Origin of the sequence: Rubrimonas cliftonensis, from assembly GCF_900107585.1 — a bacterium.
Lineage (GTDB): Bacteria > Pseudomonadota > Alphaproteobacteria > Rhodobacterales > Rhodobacteraceae > Rubrimonas > Rubrimonas cliftonensis.
The window spans coordinates 1-21,526 of record NZ_FNQM01000015.1 but is presented as its reverse complement, the minus strand read 5'-3'; the positions used below and the strand labels follow the sequence as shown (position 1 = coordinate 21,526).

Sequence of the window (21,526 nt, the reverse complement as noted above, 5' to 3'; positions counted from 1 at the left end):
CCTGGCGCCCCTTCTGGGCGCCTTCTTCGAGCCTTACGACGCCTGCTCCCACGCGCCGCTCGCCGTCAGGTTTCCTCCCTTCGCCATACCGGGATGTGCTCATGACGCGTCTTCTTGAGATCGCCGGCTACGCCGCGGTCGCGGTCGCCGTCGCGCTGGCGGTCGGAGCCGCCGCGACGGCGCTCGCATGGGCGCGCGGCCGCAGGGCTTCGCCGCTGCATGTCTGGGTCTTCGTCGGCCGGAGCGATCGCGACGACGGCATGTCCTCGGCCGTCGCCGCCACCCTCGGCCGTCTCGGCCGCGACCGCGACCGCGACGGCGCCGCCGCCGACCCCGCGGCTCCGTCCGCCGCGCCCCTGGAGGATCGGCCATGATCGCCCGTGCGCTCGTCGCCGCCGGTCTCGCGGCGGTGCTCGCCGGCGGCGCGGCGCAGGCTGAGACGGTCGACTGCGACAGCGCGCCGGTCTTCGGCCCGGCGCTCTTCACCGATTTCTGCTGGGACTGCGTGTTTCCCATCCGCATCGCCGGCGTCGGCGGATCGGCCGGCGAGACGCCCTCGCGCGCCAACGACCAGCCGATCTGCCTCTGCCAGGACACGCTCGGCGTGCCCCATGTCGGCGTCGCCATCTCCTACTGGGAGCCCGCCCGCGTCATCGAGCTCGTCAACGCGCCGGGCTGCTCGCCCGCGCTCGGCGGCCTCAAGCTGCCGAACGCCGGGATCACCAACTACGGCACGCTCGGCACGCCGCTCAACACCGTCGGCGACGCCGCCTTCCAGCATTACCACATGTGGTCGTTCCCGGTGATGGTGATGCTGCAGCTGCTCACCGTCGACCGCTGCGTCCAGGACGGCTATCTCGACCTCGACCTCATGTACATCTCCGAGCTCGATCCCACCTGGACGCGCTCGGAGCTCGCCTACTGGACCACGCCCGAGGTGGCGCTCGTGGCCCAGCCGGAGGTCGCGCTGCTCTGCGTCGGCGACGCGATCGCGGCCAACGCCGGCGAGCCCATCGACGCGCTCTTCTGGTGCGCCGGCTCCTGGGGGTCGCTCTACGCGCTCGACGGCGTCGTGCTGTCGCCGGCGAGCCGCCCGGTCGCCACCTCGATCATGGCGACGCGCGCGCTCGCCGTCGCCCACCGCCGGGGCCTCTCCTGGCGCACCATGGGCTCCGACACGATGTGCGCGGCCAAGCTCGATCCGTTCATCCCCAAGAGCCAGTACCAGATGTCGATGTGGCATCCGCTGCCCGAGGCGAACGGCAAGCACGCCATCGGAGAAAGCTCGCTCCAGTGGGGCGAGTGGCGCAATGTTCCCGGCCAGGACGACACCGTCTATGTCGTCTGGCGCTGGAACGACTGCTGCACGGCGAGCCGATGACGCGCGCCGCCGCCATACCCGCTCTTGCGCGCGCAGCGCGCTGCGGCGTCACTGTGGTCGCCGCCGCGGCGCATCTCGCCGTTCTGACCGCGCCCGCCTTCGCCGATCCGATGCAGGACCGCGCCGCCGAGGGCCAGGGTTTCGCCAACACCCTGATCGTCGATCCCGCCACGCTCGCCCGGCTCAACACCGACGGGACGGCCGTCTCGCTCTATCCCGACGCGGCGAGCCCGCGGGTGGTCGATCTCGCCGACCTGTTTCCCGCCTCAGGCGGTCCGACCGTGGTCGATCCGCGCGCCTTCTACGGCGACGACGAGGCCGCCCGCACCGCCGGCGTCGCGGCCGCCGGCGCGCTGGAGGGCGCGACGACGCCGCCGGGCGCCGCGTGGCGCACCGCCGCAGGCAGCCGCGACCGCGCCGGCGTCGATCTGCGCGACGACCCCGTGCTCGATCAGACGAAGGCGCTGGTGGGATCGCTCGATGCGCTGGCGACGGAGTTCACCGCGTGCGCGCCCGTCGACAGCTTCAAGCCGCGCGACATCGTCAACCGCGTCACCACCGAGCGCACCTGCCTGCGCGTGTCCGCGCCCAGCGGCGTCGTGGAGATGCTCCACGATCTCGACATGAGCGTCGACATGCAGGCGCTGAGTTTCGCGACGCCGCAGCGCGTCGACCGCGTCGAGGTCGATTTCCTCGCCGGCGAGCGTCGGATTTTCTGGTCGACCTCCGTCACAGAGGAAGTCTGCGAGTATCGCGAGAGCGGATCCGAGACCGGCGTGGGCAGCGAGGTCTGCGAAGACGTCACCACGGTCACGCCGCGCGTGAGCGTGGCGCCGGCGCCGGCATGGGATTTCGACGCGTTCTGCGGGCCTGACGCCGATCGCGTCGCCACGGTCGCGCGCGAGTATTTCGAGGCGACGGGCGTCACGCGCACGCTGGGGCCGGGCGACCGGCCCGACTGCGCCAACGGCCTGACCTATTCCGCGACCCTGACCGGCGCCGCGTGCTGGACCCAGACGCGGTTCGTCGGCGGCGACGACGGCGAATGGGTGACCGAGACGGTGTGCCCGTCTGGCGCCGTCGATCTCGATCTTGCGATCACGATCATCGAGGCCGACGCCTGGCGGTTGACGAGCACCGTCGACGGCGTGCTTGCGCTGCAAGCGTCAGGGTGCTCGCCGGCGCTGACGACGGTGGCCGGCGGCGCCCTGACCTCGGCGCGGTGCCTCAACCTCGGCGGCGGCGAGATCTGTCCCGGCGATCTCGCCTTCGACCTGATCAGACCGCCGCCCTTCGATCCCGGCGAGACCGTCGTCTCGCGGCTCGCCATGCGCGTCCAGGCCGATCTTGCGACCTGCACGCCCGTCGTCTCGCCCACTGAGACCTGCGCGCCTCTGGTCGCCGACCCGGCCTGCACATACCGCACCACCTGGCCGGTCGGCGGCGCCGGCGGTATGCACGAGGACGTCTACGACTGCGAGACCGCGCGCACCGTGCGCACGGCGGCCGCTACCGGAGCGCTCAGCTGTCCGCCGGTCGTGCGCGGTCTTGAAGGCGATCTCGTTACGCCTGTCTATGAGACGAACACGAGCTTTCACGAAGTCGCCGCCGAACTCGCCGCGCTGCAGTTCACCTCCATGGACACCGCCTGCGGCGACGAGAGCGACGCTTCCGTCGATCCGCTGGAATGCACCGTCTTCGAGGGCGAGCGGCGCACCTGCAAGGTCGCCGCCTTCGGGGTCGTCGACTGCTGCGAAAGCCCCGGCGGCATCTCGCTGGCGCAGTACCTGCAGCTCGCCTTCGCCATGGGCGAGCTTGAAGGCGCCGTGAGCGCGCTCGATCCCAACACCGCGCTCTCGGGTGCGTGGGAGGTGGTCACGGGCCCCTTCGACGCAGCCTACGACGTGGTGCTGGAGGGGTTCGGGTCGGCTTGGAACTCGGTCACTGGCAGCGAACTCGCCTTCATCGACGATCTGGTCCGCGACGGCGTCATCGGCACGCTCAAGCAGCAGCTCATGAACCAGACCGCGCAGTGGATCGCCACCACCTTCGGCGACGCCGCCGCGAATGCGCTTTTCGTGTCTGCGACCAGCACCGCAGGCAGCGTGGTCCCTGCGTCAACGGGCGGCGTCGTCGCCGGCAACGTCGCTTTGGCTCCGGCGCTGGCGACGGCGGCCTCCGTGCTCAGCGTCGTCATGATCGCCTATGCGATCTATCAGGTCGCGGTGCTCATCGCCACGATCGTCTGGGCGTGCTCGGATCAGGAGCTCGAGACCGCCGTCAAGCGCGAGCTCAAGTCCTGCCGCTACAACGGCCAGTACTGCGCCAGCAGCTTCTTCGGCGTCTGCCTTGAGCGCCGGCGCAGCTACTGCTGCTTCGCCTCGCCGCTCTCGCGCATCATGCAGGAGCAGATCCGTCTCCAGACCGGCGCCGGCTGGGGCACGGCCCGCAACCCGCAATGCGGCGGCATGAGCGTCGCCGACCTGCAGGCGATCGACTTCGCCACGCTCGATCTCGGCGAGTGGATGGACATCCTGCTCGACACCGGCGTCATGCCCGACGGCGCCGACGCGACGATCGCCGCCATGACCGGCGCAGGGCGCTCCCTCGCCGACGCCGCGCCTGCCGACATGCCCCGTCTCGACGTCGTCGACCGAACGCTGTCGCGCACCGGCGGCGTCGCAGTCGGCGACATCGAGGATGCAGCCCAGAGACAGATCAGGGGAGAGCTCGAATGACGCCGAGAACCGCAGTCTTCGCCGCGCTGTTTGCGGCGCTCACGCCCCTCGCCGCCGCCGCCGGGAGCGCCCGCTACGTCGTGGCGTGGTGGGACGGCGCCGACAACCCCGGCGTCTGGTTCCGCGCCGAGGGCGCCGTCGTGCCGGCCGGCGTCGCGCTGACCCGTGTCGACGATCTGCCGCCGGGCCTCGTCGTCCGCCCCGATCCCGGCCGCCTGCATCTGTCGCGCGATCTCGCCCTTCTGCTCGACGTCGCGCCGCGCACGCCGACGCTTCTGCGCGTCGCTGCGCCCTCCGAGGCGCCGCTGGAGGCGGCGCGCGCCCCCGTCGTCCCCGCGCGAACCTCGCCGACGCCGGGCGAGCCCGCGCCCGCGACGGCGCAGACGCTCGCCTCGCGCCAGGAGCGCATCGCGGCGCTGCTGGCCGCCCTGCAGGCCGAAGCCGCCGCCAGCGCCGAAGAGGACGCAGCGGCGATGGCGGCGGCGCCGGCCTTCGATCCCGGCGCGCCGGTCCAGCCCCATCAGGCCGCGGCCGCTCCCGTCGCCCGCGGCCGTCTTGTGCCGTTCATGCCGGGAGACCTGCCATGAGACGCCGCGCCTTTCTCGGCGGTCTCGCCGCAGCGCTGACCTCCGCCGTCCCTGCGCTGGCCGCGCCGACGCTCTACCGCACGCAATGGGGCGGCATCGCCCAGACCCATCTGTGGCTGAAGCTCGCCGGCATCGGCGAGGAGGCCCATGTGCGGTTTCGCACCGACGACGGGCGGCTGCTCGAAGACGGCGTGCGACGCCTGTCCTGGACGTTTCGCGACTGGCGCGACCACGACGCCGCCGTCTGGATCGACTACCGCCTCTTCGACGTGCTCGCCTTCATCCAGACCGCCGCGAGCCTTGAGGCCGGCGCACCGGCGCCCCTTGTGGTCAACAGCGCCTACCGCACGCCGCGGCGCAACCGCACGATCGAGGGCGCCGCGCGCCACTCCCAGCACATCGTCGGCCGCGCCGCCGATCTCGCGACGCCCGACCTCGACGTCGCCGAGCTGGCGCGCCTCGCCGACAACGCCGGCGCCGCCGGCGTCGGGCGCTACCGGCGGTTCGTTCATGTCGACGTCGGACGGGAGGGACGGCGATGGGGTTTTTGACGCGCGGGCGCCTCGGCGCGTCGCAGGCTCGCATGCTGTCGCTGGCGCTCCTGCTTGCGGTCATCGCCAGCGGCGCACTGGCGTCCGAGATGTCCGTTCGCTTCTACGACGGCCGCGAGGACGGCTGGTTCTGGTATCAGGACCCGGCGCCTGAGCCGGAGCCCGAGCCCGAAGCGGCGCCGCCCGCCCCGCCGCAGGCGGCTGCGCCGGCCGAGCCCGCCGGGCCGAAGCCGCTGTCCTCGGCCTGGCTCAAGACCGCGATCCCCGAGTATCTCGAGCGCGCGATGGACGATCCTTCGCCCGACAACGTGCGCGCGGTGCTCTACCTGCAGCGCATCGCCGTCGACAAGGCAACGCAGTACGCCGAGCTGAGCCAGGCGGTGACGCTCGGCGATCCTTTCCTCGACACCGAGTTCGAGCGGCCGCTCTCCAACTTCGCCGCCCAGGAGGTCGACCGCGCCGCGCTCGCCGCGCGCACCGGGCTCCTGCGCCATCTCGCGCAAGAGATCGGCGTGATGTGGTTCTTCCGCTCCGACTGCCCCTACTGCGAGCGTCAGGCGCCGATGATGCAGGCGCTGGAGTACGCCACCGGGCTCAACGTGATGTCGGTCTCGCTCGACGGCGCCGGCCTGCCCTCCGGCGCTTTCGCCGACAGTTTCGTCGTCGATCGCGGCCAGGCCGCGCAGCTCGGCGTCCAGACGACGCCGACGATCTTCGTCATGCGCCCGCCCGGCGACATCGAGATGGTCGCGCAGGGCATGATGGAGTTCTCCGACCTGCAGGCGCGCCTCCTGCTGATCGCGCGCCGCAAGGGATGGATCTCGGAAGAGGCGTGGGAGGCCACCCGGCCCCAGCGCCGCACCACCGTCGCCGTCGCCCCCGAAGAGCTCGATCCCGCCCTGCTCGACGATCCCGCAGCGCTCGTCGCGCATCTGCGCGCCGCGATGGCCAGACCATGAGCGCCCGCCTCGACGCCGCCCGCGCATGGCGCGCGCCGCTTTCCCGGAGGAAATCCATGGCGATCCTGAACCGCGCCGCAGCGCTCGCAGCCGCAGCGATCCTCGCGCTGACGCCGCCCGCCTCGGCCGACATGAACGGCCAGATGGCCTCGATGTTCAACAGCCTGGTCAACACCACCCCGCCGGGTTTTTACGACACGTTCCGGCGCGGCGAGCTGTCGGGGGGCTCGATCTACGTCCGCAACCGCATCGTCTCGCCCAACATGATCGGCTTCAACCCGCCGAGCTTCCGGGCGGGCTGCGGCGGCATCGACTTCTTCGCCGGCTCCTTCAGCTTCATCAACGCCGAGCAGTTCGTGCAGCTGATGCGCGCGGTGGCCGCCAACGCCGCCGGCTACGCCTTCAACTTCGCGCTGGGTCAGATCTGCCGCGACTGCATGCAGCACATCGAGACGCTGCAGCGGAAGATCCAGGAGCTCAACCAGTTCGCCGGCAACTCCTGCCAGCTCGCCCAGGGCATCGTGAACGACGGGATCTCCGCCTTCATGGGCCAGAAATACGGCGAGGCCTCCATCGTCGGCATGGCCGAGGGTCTCGGCGACGTCTTCGAGAGCTGGACCATCGGCGACGGCCAGTCGCCCACCGAGGCGCTGACCGCCGCCGGCAATCCCGCCATGACCGAGCGCATCTCCGGCAACGTCGTCTGGCGCGCGCTGAAACGCGGCAACACGGCCGGCTGGTTCGCGACCGGCGGCGGCGACGAAGTCGACAGCGTGCTGATGTCGATCGCCGGCACCGTCATCGTGGAGTGGGACCCAGCCACTGACGAGCCGCAGATCCAGACCCTCGCCGGCAACGCCGAGCTGATCGAGTCCTGGGTCTTCGGCCGCGAAGCCCGCTACTACTCCTGCGCCGGCGAGGGCGAGAACGGCTGTCTCTCGCCGACGATCGCGACCTCCAACTGGCAGGCGAACGCCTTCGTCGACCGCATCTACGACCGCCTCACCAATCCCACCGACGGTCTGATCCGCGTCATCCGCACCAACACCAACCCCACCGCCGAGCAGCGCGGCCTCGTCGGCGCCATGCCGGCCTCGGCCGGCGCTATGTTCGTGCGGCTGGCGGCGATCTCCGACGCGGCCGCCGTCACCTTCGCCCGCGAGGCCGCCAACCATCTCGCCCTGGAGATGGCGTCCAACCTCCTGCGCGATCTCTACGGAACCGTCGCGCGCGCCGTCGACGCCAGCGAAGACCCCTTCGCCCCGGAAGTGAAGCGCGTCATGGCCGAGGCCGCCCGCGCCAACGAGGCGGAGTTCGCCCGGCTGCAGAAGAAGTTCGGGTCCGTCCCCGAGCTCGTCGGCCTCTGGAACAACTACCTCGACGCCATCCAGCCCGTCATCGACAGCGACAGCCGCTCGCGGCTCGTCAGCACGGCCTTCTGAGGAGGAACGCGCCATGCAATGGTTCGTCTTCGGCGATCTGCTGTTTCTCGCCGACATCGTCAACGGCGTCGCCGCCATGACCGCGACCGTCGGCTCCGCCAACGTCGACGACTACACCGGCATCGTGAAGATCGCCGCGATCATCGGCGTGGCGGTGATGTTCATCCAGGGCATGAGCTCCGGCGGCATGCTGCCGATCAGCCGCTTCCTCATGGTGCCGATCTTCTTCGCCATGATGATGGTCCCAAAGGTCACCGTCACCATGGAGAACGTCTATTCCGGCGTGACGCGCACCATCGCCAACGTGCCCTACGGCATCGCGCTCGCCGGCCAGACCTTCAGCTTCATCGGCCTGCGGCTCACAGAACTCGCCGAGACCGCCTACACCTATCCCGGCGTCACCAACGACGGGCTCACGCAAGCGCTCGACAACTGGCGCACGCTTCGCCTCGTCGCCGGCGACGCCTCCTACTACGGCGCGGCCAACAACGCGGGCGGCGGCGACTTCGCGCGCTCCTGGGTCAACTACATCTCCACCTGCACCGCCTTCGGCCTCGACGTCGGCAATCTCACCTCCACCGGGATCAACCGCGATAACCTCGTCACCTCGGGCGTCTACAACCCCAGCCGCTCCTTCGGCGCGGAGGTCTACGTGGGCGGCGGTCTCGCCAGCAATCTCGACTGCGTCGACGCCCACGCCCAGCTCATGATCTACTCGCGGCTGACGTTCCTGCCGGCGCTGAAGAACAGCGTGCTGGCCCAGCACTTCTATGATCCGGTGCGCGACGCCGTCTCCGCCGGCCCCGGCACGCCGTCCTGGGCGCTGGTCGAGCCGAAGCTCACGTCGATGTTCAACGTCTTCGGCGGCTTAGGGGCGATCTCGCTCGACGACGCGCTGCTCTCGATGTTCGTCGGCAGCATCTATGATCACGGCAGGATGCGGCGGCTCCAGCTCGACCGCAAAGACGCTTACGCGATCATGACAGGCGACGGAATCCGCGCGCGCAACGCGCAGTGGATGGCCCAGGGCGACATCTTCCAGCAATACGTCAAGCCGCTGCTGAGCTTCATCGAAGGCTTCTGGTACGCGACGTTCCCTCTGGTCGTGATCGCGCTGCTGCTCGGCGCGCAGGGGCTCATGGTCATGATCCGCTTTCTGCAGATCGGTCTCTGGATTCAGCTATGGGGCCCCTGCATCGCCATTGTGAACCTCTTCGTCCATCACACGATGGTCGGGGAACTTTCGAACCTCGATCAGGCCGCGCTCACCCTCACCTCGCTGGCCGGCCAGTTCGCCGCCGACAGCGTCATCCAGAACTATCTTGGCGTCGCGGGGCTCTTCGCTTCGGCCGTGCCTGCGCTCGCGCTCCTGCTCGTCACCGGCTCGATGTATACCTTCAACGGCGTCGCCGCGTCGGTGGGCGGTCCGGACACCATCAGCGAGGGTAACGCCGCACCGGCGCGTCAGGCGCTCTCGCCGAAGATCCAGGTCCTGCCGGAAATGGAGGTCAGCCCGATGCACGGGCTGATGCAGACCGGAGCGGCGCAGCAGATGCCGCGCATCAACCTCAGCCAGATGGCCGAGAACCGCCTGTCCAGCGCCGACACCGAGCTCGGCGGCCGCCGCGTCAGCTTCGCCCAGTCCATCGACAAGGCGCTCACCCGCACCACCGGCTCCAGCAGCGAAAGCTTCAGCGGCTCGCTCTGGCGCGACGGGACAAGCGCGCAGATGTCCGACGTGTATCAGCATGCGAATAATGAAGCGTTTCGGACCATTATGCGAGATATGCAATCAAATGGCATGACTGCCAATGAAGCAGCGACATTCACTGCGACAGTCGGCGCAAGTGTTGCAGCTGGACGGGGAGCGCCAAAGATTTCTGGTGATTTTGCTTCAAGCAGCACCAAAGGCATTTCTGAGCAAAAACTCCAAGAATGGGGCAATGATATCGCTCGTGCATACTCCGAGGACAAATCTCTCTCAGCCGGCCTCACCACCGCTTTCAGCCGCGATAGCGACCGGGGTTTCCGCCAGTCGGGCTACAGCAGCAACGCGCTGACCTCCAGCCAGTCCGTGCGCGAGGAGGCTCAGGATTACGCCGCCGCAGAATGGCGCTTTGAGCAGGCCAACAGCTTCGCCGGCAGCGTCGGCGTCTCCGCCAACCCCGACGTCGCCATGCTCGCCCGCCGCATCGTCGACGATCCCTCCCGCTACCTCGCCTTCGCGCGCATGATCGGTCAGCAGGACCTCGTACGCCCCGCCACCGAGCGCGCCCAGGAGCTGCACGCCTGGGGATGGTCGCGCGCCACCCGCGACAGCGAGCGCATGGCGCTGGCCGCCGGCGGTCTTCTCGCGTTGGCCGACGCCAAGCGATACGACCATCTCGCCGCCGCGATAGCGCCCGACGGCTTCACCACGCCGATCGTCGGCGACTTTGACCGCCACCAGGGCGCCAGCGACGCCCTCGGCGCCGGGCCGTCCGTCGATCTCAGCGGCGCGCGGGCGGGCGGGTTCAATCCCGACGTTGCGCCCGACTGGTCGCCGGAGTCAGTCAACGCGAACAATCGCGAGGCCGTGCGCGAGAGAGTTGATGAGAAGATCCGCCCCATCGTGCAGGATCGTCTCGCGGAAGACCGTGGCGCGGCCGAAGGCGCACGCGATGACGCGCTGACCAATCCAGGTGTTGGCGCGCGCGTCGGTTCCGCCATCGCGAGCATGGCCGACGGTGCGGCCGACATTGGTCTCGGCGCGGTGCGGCGGCAGTTTCTCGCTGGGTTCGAGACCGACGCGATGAACGCCGGTCTCGCGCCGGCCGAGGCGCAGTACTACGCGTTCATGCGCGCCACGCCCAATGTCGACGGGCCGGAGCAGACCGCGCAGTACGAGGCGCTTCGCGGCGCGGTCGAAGAACGGTATGCTGCGGTGCCCGACGCCGGCGCCGCGCAGATTGCGGAGATCGAAGAAGCGGCTCGCGCCGCTGGGGTCAGGAACACGCAACTGCTCGGGTCCGTCGCCGAGCGTGGCGAGCGCGTAGCGCCCGACGCGGACGACGCAGACCTCGACATGATGCAGAGGAACATGCGCTGATGGAGCTGTTTCTGATCGTAGTGGGACTCGTCGCCGCCAACATGGTTTGGGCGGTTGGCCGTGAAATCTGGCGGCGCTATAATCTTCCACCTCTTTTTCGAGTAATTCCTCACACCCCCTATGTCGATAGTAGTCAAAAAACAGTTTGTTCTGATTTGGCAATTGAATCTTGGCATAGAGAGAATGTGCGCGAAGCTTTCGATAGTGTAACTTCAAAGCAAGCTGGCACCTGAGATTATGCTACTGGAGAGCGTTCTGTCTGATTACGCGGCATCCTTCTGGCTGAAGCACGCTCTTCGCACAGCGCTCGACCGTGATCCGATTGACGCGGCGCGCGACGCGGAGATCCTCGCGCGCGTGCTTGCCGAGCGCTGCGACACGATCCTGGCGGCCGACGCGGCCGATCACTCTTCGCGGTAGATCGACCAGTTCGCCGGCGTGCCGGCCGGACAGCGCACGCAGTGGATCGATTTCGCGAGCTCGATGATCCGGCTGTACTCCGGCGCCTTGCGCGCCAGCTCGGCTGCCTCGATCAGCGCGATCCGCCGGCACCCGTCGCAGCGCACATGAAGATAGTGGCCCGGCGCGAGGTCCCGCACACGCAGCTGGTAGCGCGGCGCGACGATGTCGGGAATGTACCGCTTTCGTTCCATTAGTCGATCTAGAACGAACCGACGTGCTCACACAATCGCGTCGCGGGTCGCGCTGCGACGGCGAGCTTGAAACCTTGCCACGAAGCGCATGCCGGCGGCTGAAACCTGTCGATGAAACCGCGTCGGAATGGTATTTTTGGCGGGGCGCAAGGAGGAGGCTGCGATGCTCGACACGGCTTGTCCCTTCGATCGCTCGTACTGGGGCCGCATCGACGCCGCGATCACGGCCTGGCGCAGGATGGCGCTCGGCCGGCAGGTCGTCGTCGGCGTCATCATGGGCTTCATCGTCGGCGCGCTGGCGCCGGCGCTCCTGTTCACCGTGATCGATCTGGTGGAGGCGCTGGTCCGCTGGAGCGTCGCGCCGCTCGCCCGTCTCGAGGCGACATGGTCCATGGCGCGCATGGGTGAGCTTGGCCGACTGTCGGCCGTTCTCACGCCCGCTCTGGCTCTCCTGTGCCGGTTCATGGAGCCCGCGCCGGACGCTGATGGAACCTGACGCCTGACGGCGCCGCGAATAAGGTATTGGGGAAGATGGCCGCAGACACCCTTGAGCCGCTCTCGCAGTGCGACGCAGACCTCCTGCGTCCTTGCGCCGGCGCTTTGGTGGATCTCGCGGAAGGTCGTCGCCCACCCCAGACCGAGGCGCAGGCGCGCTTCGTCGACGTCGCCGCAGGGCGCCTCGAGGCCGTCAGCGACTACGAGCTCGCCTTCATGCGGTGGCGCGCGCTCGGCTGTCCCCCGCTTGACGCCGCCGTCCGTGCCCCGCCCAAGAAAAAGCGCAAGCGCCGCAAGCCGAAGATCCGCACCGGCATGAGCGTGTCGGCCGCCAAGGCGCCGCGCAAGCCGCGCTGGACCGAGGCCGACATCGCCCGGATGCACTCGCTCTCCGGCTTCAACCGGATCGCCGCGCGGTTCGTGCCAGGCGGTCGGGCGAGCCCGCGCTGAGCCGCCTTCGCTGCTCCGGGAGCCCGGTCGCGGTGCGAGCGTAGGCTATCATACCGTAGCTTACGCTATCATGGCTCCGCCATGCCTGCCCGGCCTGGCCGTCGTTCTCACTTTGTCTCCTTGCCGTATATTCCTGCCCGTTTCGTGGCGCGCCCGGTTTGACGCTCCTGTCACGCGGCGAGCGTATGGTGAAGGCCAGTCAACGACGCCGAGGAGAACCCGGTCATGACGATGCGCCCGACGCAGATCGCAGCCTTGCTCGCCCTTGCCGCCGGCGCGGCCGACGCCCAGGCGCTGCGGGTGATGACCTGGAACATCAACGGCGCCGAGGCGACGCCGGCGGCGCTCGAGGAGAACGCCCGCGGAGCCCTCGCCGAGCTCGGGCCCGTGGACGTGGTGATGCTGCAGGAGGTGATCTCGCAAGACCAGGTCGCCGCGATCGCGCGCGGCTTCGGGCTTGAGCACCATGCGATCAGCGACTTCTCGCCCCCGCCCTCGATCACGCGCTCGCCGTTCAGCTCGCTCGAGGTCGCCGTGATCAGCCGCACGCCGATCCTGGGGGCGGCCGAGTGGGATCCGACCGGACGCGATCCCAACGGCGACGGCTTCGCCCCGCGCGTCTCCGACGCGGCCGCGCCGGTAGAGGAGCTGCCGATCGACGTCACTTTCGCCGACGACACGCCGGATCGGGGGTTTCTGCGCGTCGACCTCGATGGCGAGCTCTCGGTCTACGCCGTCCACTGGAAGTCTTCCCGTGGCGAGAGCTGCAACGCCGCAGATCTCCTGAACGCGCTGCAGCGCGAGGAGCAGGCCGAGGGGCTCGCGCAGGACCTCGCGCGGAGGCTCTCCGATCCAGCGAGGACGGTGATCGTCGGCGGCGACTTCAACATCCAGGCGCCGGGCCGCGCCGCGCGGGTCGGCATGGATCTCGGCTCCGACTGCGCGCCGGCGGGAAGCTGCGACGGCGTCTGCGGCGCCGACGGCCTCGACGGTTACGACGACAGCATCAGCGCCCTCCTCGCAGGGGTCTCGGGCGCGCGCCTGCTCTCGGCCGACCTCGACAACACGTTCATCGGTCGGTTCTTTCCCGGCGGCGCCATTGACCACCTCGTCGTCGCCGGCGCGCGCGCCGGCGCGTTTCAGCTCGCGTCGACACCCGTCGTCAACGGGTCGAGCTTCTTCGGGTCTGATCATCGGCCGGTGCTGGCGACCGCCTCGGATGGGGAGACAGACGGTTCAGACCGAGCGCGGATACGCGCCCTCATCGACGAGATGAGGGCGCGGCTCACGGAGCTCGAGGCGCTGATCGGCCGCTAAGCGCAGGCAAAGGTCATTCGTGCCGCGCGCGGCGGAGGGCTGGATCACAGCCCGGTTTCGCCAGTACCTATGTACAGAGGAACAAACGCCATGAAAGTTCTCCTTTGATGACACCACTTCTCAATGCATTGTATTGTATAATATTAGTAAACGTGCCAGAATGACACTTTGATCTGGCTGTAGCGATCAATTGAAGCTTGACTAGGAGAATGAGGTTAAACAATGCTCAAAAGGTCCAGCTTCATCGTGAGCCTTTCTATAATAATTGGCGGATGCGGTGATGCAATTTATGGAACGTCTGGCTATTATAGAGCGCAAGAGAGCGTAGGACGAATATCTATAGAGCCGAGTGATAGATTGGATGCTGACTACCGCGTAAAGATTGCGTGGGCGCTGACTTTAGATGGACATACATGGGACCTCGAAAACCAAAACGATCGAATTCAATTCACCAAAGATTATTTAAAACCGACGTGTGCAAACGCACATTTTGTCGATGAGCAGCGGTTGAATCTTGGCTCAAGCGCCCTCGGCGAGATGGAAGAAATAAGGTACTTCATGTGGATGAAATGTACCTCTACCCAGCCCGGAAATCTGCAAAGATGAGTAGTCGACAAGAGGCTTCCGCGGGTATGGGTGGGATCGGCTTCAAACTTGACGCCGTCAGACAAGCGACTTTTAACCACCGCCTGCCGTTGCCAGAAAGCGCCTGGTGCCGAAAGTGGCCTACAGCCTTTCGTAACCATGGCCCGCTCCGAGCCTTTCTGATCAATGCAACTGTGTATCGCGAGGCGGGAGTGCGCGGACTCCCGCCGTTCGCTCCGGGCGACCTGGAGGTCGGCAGTGCGGACATTGCTGTCGTTCGGGTTCCGGCGACGACCGGCAGAAATGCGCACCTTCCTGCCGTTCGCTGCAGATGCTCGATCTATGCTGCGTATGCGAAGGCCCCGGCAGAGAGGGCGGGAAGCGGTCCTTCGCTACATATGCAAAATTGCAGGTGGGCGGAGCCGAAAGCAGACTATCAGATCCATTAATACTGTGCATTCAGCCTGGTATTGGCAGCTTCGGACCGATTACTCTTGAAAAGAAAAGGGTCCAAGGAACGCGCCAGAAGCGATGACGTCGCACACAAGGCCTGAACCCGGCGCATCGATCCAGCGGCAGACCGTGAAGCCGCCCTGCTCTAGAACCATCTGCGCATCAAGGCCGGGTCGGTGATCGGTCAGCACGGCGTGGCAGGTTGCAGGGGCGATCTGGCAGACGACGCGCCCGATTTGGCCGGTCATCGCGCGGTGGACATGGCCTGAGAGCATCCGCACCGGGCCGGGATGGGCCTCGAGCCTCTCGAGAAGTGCCGCGCCGTTGTGCAGGTTGTCGGCATCCATCGCCGGGATTCCCGAATGCATCCACGGATGGTGCGTTGCAAGGACGACCGGCTGATCACCAAGGTCGGCCAGCGTGGCATCGAAAAACGCGAACCCTTCGGTACAGAGCTCCCCGTGATGAGCGCCCTCAAGCAGTGTGTCTAGGGCGATCACGGAAAACGGTCCGAAATCACGCAACCAATGGATCGGCCCGGCCTCAGGCATCCAAGGCCTATCGGAAAAGGCAGCGCGCATCGCGTCGCGCCGATCATGATTGCCGGGGACTGCCCGCCAAGGCAGCACCAGATCGGCCATGATCTTCGCGAAATGCCCGTATTCCTCGGGTGTTCCGTGATCTGTCAGGTCGCCGGTGACGATGACACAGTCGATCCCGTCCAGCACGGGCAGCTTTGCGTTGATCGTCTCGACGGCGCGGCGCAAGGCCTCGGCGGTGTCCGAGTGCCCGCAGACCAGCTTGCCGGGGGCAACGATATGGGTGTCGGTGATCTGGATGAACCCGGGCATCAGGCGGCAAGACCCCTCGGCAGGATCAGCAGCGCTTCGCTGGCGATGGATAGACGCACATCCTCACCGGGCTTCGGCGCGCTGAGGCCGGTGTGCAGCGCAAAAAGTGGTCCCTCCGCCAGCCCACCCAACGCGATGCGGTAATGCGTGCCGAGAAAGGTCACCGTCTCGACGCGGGCCGAAACCGGTCCTTCGGGGTCGATCCGGATATCCTCGGCCCGGACCAGAACCTCGCTTCCGTCTGCCGGTTTCGGCAGGGCAAGCACTCCGCCGCGCAGGTGCAGCCGGTCGGCCTCGATCCGGCCTTCCAGCGGCATGGCATCACCCACAAAGCGCGCGACAAAGCCGGTGGCGGGGTTGCGATACAGCACCTCGGGCGTGCCGATCTGGGCCACCTCGCCCTGGCTCATCACCGCGACGCGGTCGGCGATGGCCATGGCCTCGTCCTGATCGTGGGTGACGAAGATGGCGGTGATCCCGAACTGGCGCAGCAAAAGCGCCAGTTCGTCGCGCAACTGGCCGCGCAGGGCGGCATCCAGCGCCGAAAGCGGCTCGTCCAGCAGCAGCACCCGCGGGCGCGGAGCCATGGCGCGGGCCAGCGCCACACGCTGGCGCTGCCCCCCCGAAAGCGCAGTGATGGAACGATCAGCATAGGCATCGAGACGGCAGAGCGCGATGACCTCGTTCACCCGCGAGTCGATCTCGGCCCTTGGCAAGCGCTGCATCTTCAGACCGTAGCCGATATTGCCACGCACTGACATATTGGGAAACAGCGCGTAGGACTGGAACACCATTCCGATCTTGCGGGTCTCGACCGATTGATGCGTTACGTCCTCGCCGTCGAAGACGATCTTCGCACCTGCATCGGGGGTTTCCAGCCCGGCGATGATCCGCAGCAGCGTAGACTTGCCACAGCCCGACGGGCCGAGAAGCGAGACGATTTCGCCTTTCGAGATTTCCAGGTCGGTGGGCAAAAGCGCCTTGGTGCCGCCGGGAAATGTCTTGGCGATATTGGTAAGTGTCAGTGTCATTGCACGATCCTTTGAGCGCGGGCGCTGGCCCATTGCATGGCGATGAGAAGCGGAACAATCATCACGAAAAAGACGAGTGTGTAGGCCGAGGCCACCTCGAGCCGCATCGAGGCGTAGCTGTCGGCGAGCCCCACGGGCAGGGTTTTCAGATACGGCGTGTGCAGCATCCAGGTGAGGTTGAATTCGCCGATCGACAGGGTGACGACGGTCAGCGCCCCGGCAAGGATGCCGGGCAGCGCGTTGGGCACAACGATGTCGAAAAAGCGCCTTGCGGGCCCGGCCCCCAACGACGCGGCACCTTCCTCGAGCGATTTCAGGTCGATCGCGGCCAGGACCGACAGGACCGAACGCACCATGAAGGGCAGCGTGTAAAGCACGTGACCGACGAGGATGAAGCTCCAGCTTGTGCGAAAGCCTTGCAAGGTGCCGTAAAGCTGCAATAGCGCCAGCGCCAATGCGAGGCCCGGGATCGCCAGCGGCAGGGAGATGAATTCCTCGAGGATACGCGAGGCCCGACCGGGGTTGCGTGCCAGCGCATAGGCAGCCGGCACGCCGAGGATCAGGGTGACGACAAGGCAGGCGAGCGCCAGCCAGATCGACAGGAAGATGCTGCCGGAATAAAGCTCCCAGACCTGTCCGACCCATTTCAGCGTCAGACCCGAGGACAGGCCCCGGAAATAATTCACCGTCAGCCCGGCCAGTACCGACTGGATGATCGGGATCAGCAGAAAAGCGCAGGCCAGAAGCGTGACGATCAGCGGGATGGATTTGGTTACGGATTTCATGATTTTACCCTCCCGCCGCAACGGCTTCGCCGGAGAAGCTACGCGCGATCAGCAGCATGGCCCAGGTCACCACACCCAGCACGACCGAAAGAGCCGAGGCCATGGCAATGTTCGCCGACAGCGTGAATTCGGTGTAGATCACCATTGGCAGCACATCGATATCGGTGGCCAGCGTGAAGGCGGTGCCAAAAGCCCCCATGGCGGTGGCAAAGGCGATGGCACCGGCGGCGATCAGCGCGGGTGAAAGTGCAGGCAAAAGCACGTCGATGATGACGCGCCAAGGTGGCGCGCCCAGCGTCTGCGCCGCCTCTTCCAGCGCGGGGTCAATCTTTTCAGCGGCGGCCATCACGGTCAGCAACACGCGCGGGATCGAGAAATAGAGATACCCAAGAAACAGGCCGATGATTGAATAGGCGAACACCCAGTGTCCGGGCAGGATCTGGTTCACGAGTCCTTGCCTTCCGCCCAGCAGGATAATCATGAAGCCTACGACGACGCCGGGAAAGGCAAGCGGCAGCGTCAGGATTGAAAGCAGGACGTTGCGGCCGCGGAAACGGTTGCGCACCAAAAAGAGCCCCGCCGTGGTCGAAATCGCCAGCGCCGCAACTGTGACGGCCAGCGATACGACAACCGTTTGCACAAGGGTCGACAGATAGCGCGGGGTCTGCAGTATCTGAAGATAAATGCCCCAGCCTGCATCGCTCTCACCCGAGGCGAGGATCAGCCGCCCGAGCGGGATGGCCAGAAAGGCAAGCGTGAAGATGGCCAGCGGAAGCAGGCACAGCAAGATGAAATGACGTTGGTTCATGGACGCGGCTCCAATCGCGGAAGGGTGCCGGGCAGAGCAAAAGCCCTGCCCGGCCCAAAGGTCGGGATGGTTACTTGACTTCGTTCAGGTAACGCTCACCGAAGGCGGCCTGAGCGCGCTCCATCTCGGCATAGTCCACTGCGACCGCCCGCTCGTAGTCGGAGGCTGGCAGGAACTTTGCAGCCACGTCCGCGGGCAGCTCGACCGGGCGGGCGGGCTGCAGGTAGGCGTTGGTCCAGATCGCCTGGCCCTCATCCGACAGGATGAAATCCAGAACGCGCTTGCCCAGTTCCGGGTTAGGCGCATCGGCGACAAGGCTCATGACATAGGGCACACGCACCGACCCTTCGCAGGGTAGCACGAATTCGAAATTGCCGTCTTCCTCGTATTTGCCGCGATAGGCGTTGAAATCATAATCGAAGAGGATCGGAATTTCACCCGACACGACGCGCGCGAACGACGTCTGCTTGGGCACGATCGGGTTGTTTTCGGCCAAGGCGTTGAAATATTCGATTGCCGGGTCGAAATTGCCAAGGTCGCCGCCGTTGGCGAGATTCACCGCCACGGCACCGGCATAGCCGACAAAGGCCGAGGACGGATCGAGGTAGCCGACCATGCCGCGATACTCGGGCTTGGTCAGATCGGACCAGCACTGCGGAACCGGCGCGCCGCCAAGCGCGTCGACATTCACGAACAGGCCCAGCGTGCCGTAATGGATGGCGAACCACTTGCCCTCGGGGTCTTTCAGGCCCTCGGGGATCTCGTCGAAACCGGCGGGCTTGTAGGGCTCCACAACGCCTTCGTTGCCGGCCTTGATGCCGGTCGTCACGCCGTAATATGCAACATCGGCCACCGGGCTGGCGCGCTCGGCCAGAAGCTGGCTCAGGGTCTGGCCCGAGTTCTTGTTGTCATGCGGCATCTGGATGTCGAGCTTTTCGTCGATCGCTTCGAGCATCGAGGCCCAGTCGGCCCAGGCCGGTGGGCAGTTGTAACAGATGGCATCCTCTGCCAATGCGGGTGCGGCAATCGCGGTTGCGAAAAGCGCCGAAAGAACAGTATGTTTCATAGGTTCATCCTTGTTTGAGATCGGTCTTGAGCGAGGGAACAGACGGCGGCCAGGAGGCAACCTGGTCGTCGTCGCGGCTTTCCGTGCGGGGGCAGCCGAGCGTGGCGCCCGCACGGAAATCGAAGGACAAGGGAGGCCGCTGCACACAGACCTTTCCTTGCAACATGTCCAAAAGGGTCTGCGCGGCCTGACGGCCCATGGCGTCCGGCGCGGTCTCGATCGTGGCGAGCGGCACATCAAGCAGGCGGCCGATCTCGATCCCGTCGAAACCCACGACCGACAGATCCTGCGGAACGCTTTTGCCCATCAGGCGCGCGGCCTTCTGAACGGCAATGGCAAGAAAATCGTTCGACGCAAAGATGGCCGTCACGGCGCCGAGGGTGGCGAGGATCTCTGCCAGAAGTTCGGGCGTGTTGACCTCGGCCTCACCGAGTTCGATCAAGGCCGGGTCCGGAAGGCCCCGAGCCCTGCATTCGGCGTGAAACCCGGCATAGCGGTTGCGTGACCGGTCAGAACTGGAAAAGCGCAACGCCAGAAATGCGGTGTTGCGGTGCCCAAGATCGGCGAACCGCCGTGCCACCTCCCGCGCCGCCTCGAAATTGTCCACATGGGCGGTCAGGAAGCCGTCGACCGGGTCGTGAAACATCAGCGACACCGGCAGGCCGCGGCTCCGCGCCTGCTTCAGCGCCACGCTGCGTTCGGGTGCGACCATCGTCACGATCAGACCGTCGACCTCTTTCGCGACAAGCGTCGCAATCGCCTCGTTATCGGCATTGCCGTCATAGTTCGAGCTGGCGATCAGAAGCTGGTGGCCGGTTCCCGAGAGCGTCTCCTGCACGCCCTGCACCGCCTCCGCGAAGACCGGGTTGGCGAGCGATGGCACAAGACAGCCGATCGTCATGCTGCGGCCCCCTTGCAGGGCTCGCCCGATGGCGCTGAACGAAAATTCAAGCTCGCGCGCCGCCATCTCGACGCGTTCACGCACCTCGGCGCTGGCGGGGCCGGATTTGTTCAGGACCCGGCTGGCCGTGGCGATCCCGCACCCGGCTTTGCGGGCAACATCCTTGATAGTGACTTTCTGCCTATGGTCCATCCGTGCAGTCTTTCCGGTTCAGGTGCAATCCAAGGAGAATCTTATGGAAACGTTTCCAAAAGTGATACCGATGATTCGCTACAGGAATGTGACAGGCAGTGTTCAGGGTTACAGAAGCATTCCCCTCAGGACCAAGGACACATCTCCAAAATCCACGATGCATTCGCAGGAAGTGTCCGCTTCAGCAAAGCTGCGCTGCAATATCTTGTCACACCACAAAGGTCCGCTCAGGGCCGGCGGCAACCCACTGGCTTTTTTGCGCCGGCGGCATTCTGCAGGTGCGAACGTGGTCGTTATGGGCTCCGATCCGCCTTTCGCCGCGCGCCACACGAACGGCCGGAGTGTGCGCACTCCGGTCATTGGATGCCGCCGAGATAACGTGAGGATGGGCGTCACACACGTCTGATCGTGTCCTGGCTCACCTTGAAGAGCAGCGCGATCTCGCTGATCCGGCGCCCGTCCTGGTCGCGCATGCGGCGCGCCTCGCTCGCCTGGTCGGGGCTCAGCGCCCTCGGCCGTCCCCCTACCCTTCCCCGTCGGCGTGCGGCCTCGAGGCCTTCGCGCGTGCGCTCGGTGATGCGCTCACGCTCGAACTGGGCGATGGAGCCGAAGACGTGGAACACCAGCCGGCCGGCCGGCGTCGTCGTGTCGATCTCCTCGGCCAGCGACCGGAAGCCGGCGCCTTTGGCCGCGATCGCCTCGACGATCTCCAGCAGATCCTTGAGCGAGCGCGCGAGGCGGTCGTACTTCGTAACCACTACCACGTCGCCAGCACGGAGCTGATCGATCATCTTGTCCAGCTCCGGCCGGTTGCGGAGTTTGCCCGTGACGCGGTCAGTAAAGATGCGCTGGGCGCCCGCCGCGGCGAGCGCGTCGTTCTGGCTGTCGAGGTTCTGGCCCTGCGTCGAGACGCGCGCGTAGCCCAGGGTCATCATCGCCGCCACCACCTCGTCCAAACCACCGCAAAAACCTCGCTAAACTCAAGAGGTTTTGCAAGGGGGTATTGCGGCAACCAGACGCCATATGGCACTCACTCGCCCCGTGACGTCGCAAAAACCACCGTTTTCGCGAGATATCGCGAGCGCACGTCAGAGCCTTTCGTGCAGGCGCTCGATCAGGTCCATCCGCTCGTGCAACACCGCCACGATGGTGACGGCGGCATCCTGTTTGATGAAGAACAGATAGTGATGCCG

General features: G+C 66.5%; 22 protein-coding genes. 14 read left to right on the top strand and 8 right to left on the bottom strand.

Annotated elements, in window-relative coordinates; genetic code table 11:
• The first annotated feature begins 101 nt into the window (after nt 1-101).
• Genes BLW43_RS17345 through BLW43_RS17310 form a run of 10 tightly spaced genes read left to right on the top strand, consistent with a single transcriptional unit; the run spans nt 102 to nt 11,166 of the window.
• On the top strand, nt 102-374 hold the full coding sequence (locus tag BLW43_RS17345) for a hypothetical protein (RefSeq protein ID WP_093255393.1): 273 nt from the start codon (nt 102-104) through the stop codon (nt 372-374).
• On the top strand, nt 371-1,381 hold the full coding sequence (locus tag BLW43_RS17340; RefSeq protein ID WP_093255392.1) for a TraU family protein: 1,011 nt from the start codon (nt 371-373) through the stop codon (nt 1,379-1,381). The genes BLW43_RS17345 and BLW43_RS17340 overlap by 4 nt, the downstream gene beginning before the upstream one ends.
• Nucleotides 1,378-4,119: a conjugal transfer protein TraN gene (gene traN, locus BLW43_RS17335; RefSeq protein WP_093255391.1), complete on the top strand. Its 2,742-nt coding sequence runs from the start codon at nt 1,378-1,380 to the stop codon at nt 4,117-4,119. The genes BLW43_RS17340 and traN overlap by 4 nt, the downstream gene beginning before the upstream one ends.
• Nucleotides 4,116-4,706, top strand: a complete 591-nt coding sequence (locus BLW43_RS23045) for a hypothetical protein (protein ID WP_139284121.1) — start codon at nt 4,116-4,118, stop codon at nt 4,704-4,706. Before traN ends, BLW43_RS23045 begins: the two co-directional genes overlap by 4 nt.
• Entirely contained in the window at nt 4,703-5,257 is a 555-nt protein-coding gene (locus tag BLW43_RS23040; RefSeq protein ID WP_139284120.1) for a YcbK family protein, read from the top strand. The genes BLW43_RS23045 and BLW43_RS23040 overlap by 4 nt, the downstream gene beginning before the upstream one ends.
• On the top strand, nt 5,245-6,216 hold the full coding sequence (traF, locus tag BLW43_RS17325; RefSeq protein WP_093255390.1) for a conjugal transfer protein TraF: 972 nt from the start codon (nt 5,245-5,247) through the stop codon (nt 6,214-6,216). The genes BLW43_RS23040 and traF overlap by 13 nt, the downstream gene beginning before the upstream one ends.
• 56 nt (nt 6,217-6,272) lie before the next feature.
• Nucleotides 6,273-7,658, top strand: coding sequence for a conjugal transfer protein TraH (locus BLW43_RS17320; RefSeq protein ID WP_175478972.1), 1,386 nt, complete (start codon nt 6,273-6,275; stop codon nt 7,656-7,658).
• Between the two features lie 13 nt (nt 7,659-7,671).
• The gene (locus BLW43_RS17315; protein ID WP_093255387.1) at nt 7,672-10,746 is read left to right on the top strand and encodes a conjugal transfer protein TraG N-terminal domain-containing protein; all 3,075 of its coding nucleotides are present in this window, start codon (nt 7,672-7,674) and stop codon (nt 10,744-10,746) included.
• On the top strand, nt 10,746-10,979 hold the full coding sequence (locus BLW43_RS23035; protein ID WP_139284119.1) for a hypothetical protein: 234 nt from the start codon (nt 10,746-10,748) through the stop codon (nt 10,977-10,979). The genes BLW43_RS17315 and BLW43_RS23035 overlap by 1 nt, the downstream gene beginning before the upstream one ends.
• A gap of 4 nt (nt 10,980-10,983) precedes the next feature.
• Nucleotides 10,984-11,166 (top strand): hypothetical protein, encoded by a 183-nt coding sequence (locus BLW43_RS17310; RefSeq protein WP_093255386.1) that lies wholly within the window; start codon nt 10,984-10,986, stop codon nt 11,164-11,166.
• On the opposite strand, the gene BLW43_RS17305 is transcribed toward BLW43_RS17310, so the two are convergent.
• Complete coding sequence (locus BLW43_RS17305; RefSeq protein ID WP_093255385.1) at nt 11,151-11,399, bottom strand: hypothetical protein; 249 nt, start codon at nt 11,397-11,399, stop codon at nt 11,151-11,153. The two genes, BLW43_RS17310 and BLW43_RS17305, sit on opposite strands and share 16 nt — an antisense overlap.
• A 163-nt stretch (nt 11,400-11,562) precedes the next feature.
• Here BLW43_RS17305 and BLW43_RS17300 point away from each other — a divergent pair, with 163 nt between their 5' ends.
• From BLW43_RS17300 to BLW43_RS23030, 4 genes are all read left to right on the top strand, one after another.
• Nucleotides 11,563-11,895 (top strand): hypothetical protein, encoded by a 333-nt coding sequence (locus tag BLW43_RS17300; RefSeq protein ID WP_093255384.1) that lies wholly within the window; start codon nt 11,563-11,565, stop codon nt 11,893-11,895.
• A 35-nt stretch (nt 11,896-11,930) separates the two neighbouring features.
• The gene (locus tag BLW43_RS17295) at nt 11,931-12,344 is read left to right on the top strand and encodes a MaoP family protein (RefSeq protein WP_139284118.1); all 414 of its coding nucleotides are present in this window, start codon (nt 11,931-11,933) and stop codon (nt 12,342-12,344) included.
• Nucleotides 12,345-12,569: 225 nt separating this feature from the next.
• Nucleotides 12,570-13,661, top strand: coding sequence for an endonuclease/exonuclease/phosphatase family protein (locus BLW43_RS17290; protein WP_093255381.1), 1,092 nt, complete (start codon nt 12,570-12,572; stop codon nt 13,659-13,661).
• A gap of 357 nt (nt 13,662-14,018) precedes the next feature.
• Nucleotides 14,019-14,267: a hypothetical protein gene (locus BLW43_RS23030; RefSeq protein ID WP_139284117.1), complete on the top strand. Its 249-nt coding sequence runs from the start codon at nt 14,019-14,021 to the stop codon at nt 14,265-14,267.
• 467 nt (nt 14,268-14,734) lie between these two features.
• Here the strand turns inward: BLW43_RS23030 and BLW43_RS17285 are convergent, their stop codons facing one another.
• The 7 genes from BLW43_RS17285 to BLW43_RS17255 form a co-directional block, all read right to left on the bottom strand.
• Nucleotides 14,735-15,550 (bottom strand): phosphodiesterase, encoded by an 816-nt coding sequence (locus tag BLW43_RS17285; RefSeq protein WP_093255380.1) that lies wholly within the window; start codon nt 15,548-15,550, stop codon nt 14,735-14,737.
• On the bottom strand, nt 15,550-16,581 hold the full coding sequence (locus BLW43_RS17280; protein ID WP_093255379.1) for an ABC transporter ATP-binding protein: 1,032 nt from the start codon (nt 16,579-16,581) through the stop codon (nt 15,550-15,552). Before BLW43_RS17280 ends, BLW43_RS17285 begins: the two co-directional genes overlap by 1 nt.
• Nucleotides 16,578-17,366: an ABC transporter permease gene (locus BLW43_RS17275; protein ID WP_093255378.1), complete on the bottom strand. Its 789-nt coding sequence runs from the start codon at nt 17,364-17,366 to the stop codon at nt 16,578-16,580. The genes BLW43_RS17280 and BLW43_RS17275 overlap by 4 nt, the downstream gene beginning before the upstream one ends.
• Before the next feature lie 4 nt (nt 17,367-17,370).
• Nucleotides 17,371-18,174: an ABC transporter permease gene (locus BLW43_RS17270; protein ID WP_093255376.1), complete on the bottom strand. Its 804-nt coding sequence runs from the start codon at nt 18,172-18,174 to the stop codon at nt 17,371-17,373.
• A 70-nt stretch (nt 18,175-18,244) separates the two neighbouring features.
• Nucleotides 18,245-19,240 (bottom strand): ABC transporter substrate-binding protein, encoded by a 996-nt coding sequence (locus BLW43_RS17265; RefSeq protein ID WP_093255375.1) that lies wholly within the window; start codon nt 19,238-19,240, stop codon nt 18,245-18,247.
• Nucleotides 19,241-19,244: 4 nt separating this feature from the next.
• Nucleotides 19,245-20,333, bottom strand: a complete 1,089-nt coding sequence (locus BLW43_RS17260) for a LacI family DNA-binding transcriptional regulator (RefSeq protein ID WP_093255374.1) — start codon at nt 20,331-20,333, stop codon at nt 19,245-19,247.
• Between the two features lie 392 nt (nt 20,334-20,725).
• Nucleotides 20,726-21,265: a recombinase family protein gene (locus BLW43_RS17255; protein ID WP_093255479.1), complete on the bottom strand. Its 540-nt coding sequence runs from the start codon at nt 21,263-21,265 to the stop codon at nt 20,726-20,728.
• Between the last annotated feature and the right edge of the window lie 261 nt (nt 21,266-21,526).

Bases quoted from the DNA above. Each gene is read 5' to 3' on its own strand.
- BLW43_RS17345 (WP_093255393.1), top strand. From the start codon at position 102: ATGACGCGTCTTCTTGAGATCGCCGGCTACGCCGCGGTCGCGGTCGCC.
- BLW43_RS17340 (WP_093255392.1), top strand. From the start codon at position 371: ATGATCGCCCGTGCGCTCGTCGCCGCCGGTCTCGCGGCGGTGCTCGCC.
- traN (WP_093255391.1), top strand. From the start codon at position 1,378: ATGACGCGCGCCGCCGCCATACCCGCTCTTGCGCGCGCAGCGCGCTGC.
- BLW43_RS23045 (WP_139284121.1), top strand. From the start codon at position 4,116: ATGACGCCGAGAACCGCAGTCTTCGCCGCGCTGTTTGCGGCGCTCACG.
- BLW43_RS23040 (WP_139284120.1), top strand. From the start codon at position 4,703: ATGAGACGCCGCGCCTTTCTCGGCGGTCTCGCCGCAGCGCTGACCTCC.
- traF (WP_093255390.1), top strand. From the start codon at position 5,245: ATGGGGTTTTTGACGCGCGGGCGCCTCGGCGCGTCGCAGGCTCGCATG.
- BLW43_RS17320 (WP_175478972.1), top strand. From the start codon at position 6,273: ATGGCGATCCTGAACCGCGCCGCAGCGCTCGCAGCCGCAGCGATCCTC.
- BLW43_RS17315 (WP_093255387.1), top strand. From the start codon at position 7,672: ATGCAATGGTTCGTCTTCGGCGATCTGCTGTTTCTCGCCGACATCGTC.
- BLW43_RS23035 (WP_139284119.1), top strand. From the start codon at position 10,746: ATGGAGCTGTTTCTGATCGTAGTGGGACTCGTCGCCGCCAACATGGTT.
- BLW43_RS17310 (WP_093255386.1), top strand. From the start codon at position 10,984: ATGCTACTGGAGAGCGTTCTGTCTGATTACGCGGCATCCTTCTGGCTG.
- BLW43_RS17305 (WP_093255385.1), bottom strand. From the start codon at position 11,399: ATGGAACGAAAGCGGTACATTCCCGACATCGTCGCGCCGCGCTACCAG.
- BLW43_RS17300 (WP_093255384.1), top strand. From the start codon at position 11,563: ATGCTCGACACGGCTTGTCCCTTCGATCGCTCGTACTGGGGCCGCATC.
- BLW43_RS17295 (WP_139284118.1), top strand. From the start codon at position 11,931: ATGGCCGCAGACACCCTTGAGCCGCTCTCGCAGTGCGACGCAGACCTC.
- BLW43_RS17290 (WP_093255381.1), top strand. From the start codon at position 12,570: ATGACGATGCGCCCGACGCAGATCGCAGCCTTGCTCGCCCTTGCCGCC.
- BLW43_RS17285 (WP_093255380.1), bottom strand. From the start codon at position 15,550: ATGCCCGGGTTCATCCAGATCACCGACACCCATATCGTTGCCCCCGGC.
- BLW43_RS17280 (WP_093255379.1), bottom strand. From the start codon at position 16,581: ATGACACTGACACTTACCAATATCGCCAAGACATTTCCCGGCGGCACC.
- BLW43_RS17275 (WP_093255378.1), bottom strand. From the start codon at position 17,366: ATGAAATCCGTAACCAAATCCATCCCGCTGATCGTCACGCTTCTGGCC.
- BLW43_RS17270 (WP_093255376.1), bottom strand. From the start codon at position 18,174: ATGAACCAACGTCATTTCATCTTGCTGTGCCTGCTTCCGCTGGCCATC.
- BLW43_RS17265 (WP_093255375.1), bottom strand. From the start codon at position 19,240: ATGAAACATACTGTTCTTTCGGCGCTTTTCGCAACCGCGATTGCCGCA.
- BLW43_RS17260 (WP_093255374.1), bottom strand. From the start codon at position 20,333: ATGGACCATAGGCAGAAAGTCACTATCAAGGATGTTGCCCGCAAAGCC.
- BLW43_RS17255 (WP_093255479.1), bottom strand. From the start codon at position 21,265: ATGACCCTGGGCTACGCGCGCGTCTCGACGCAGGGCCAGAACCTCGAC.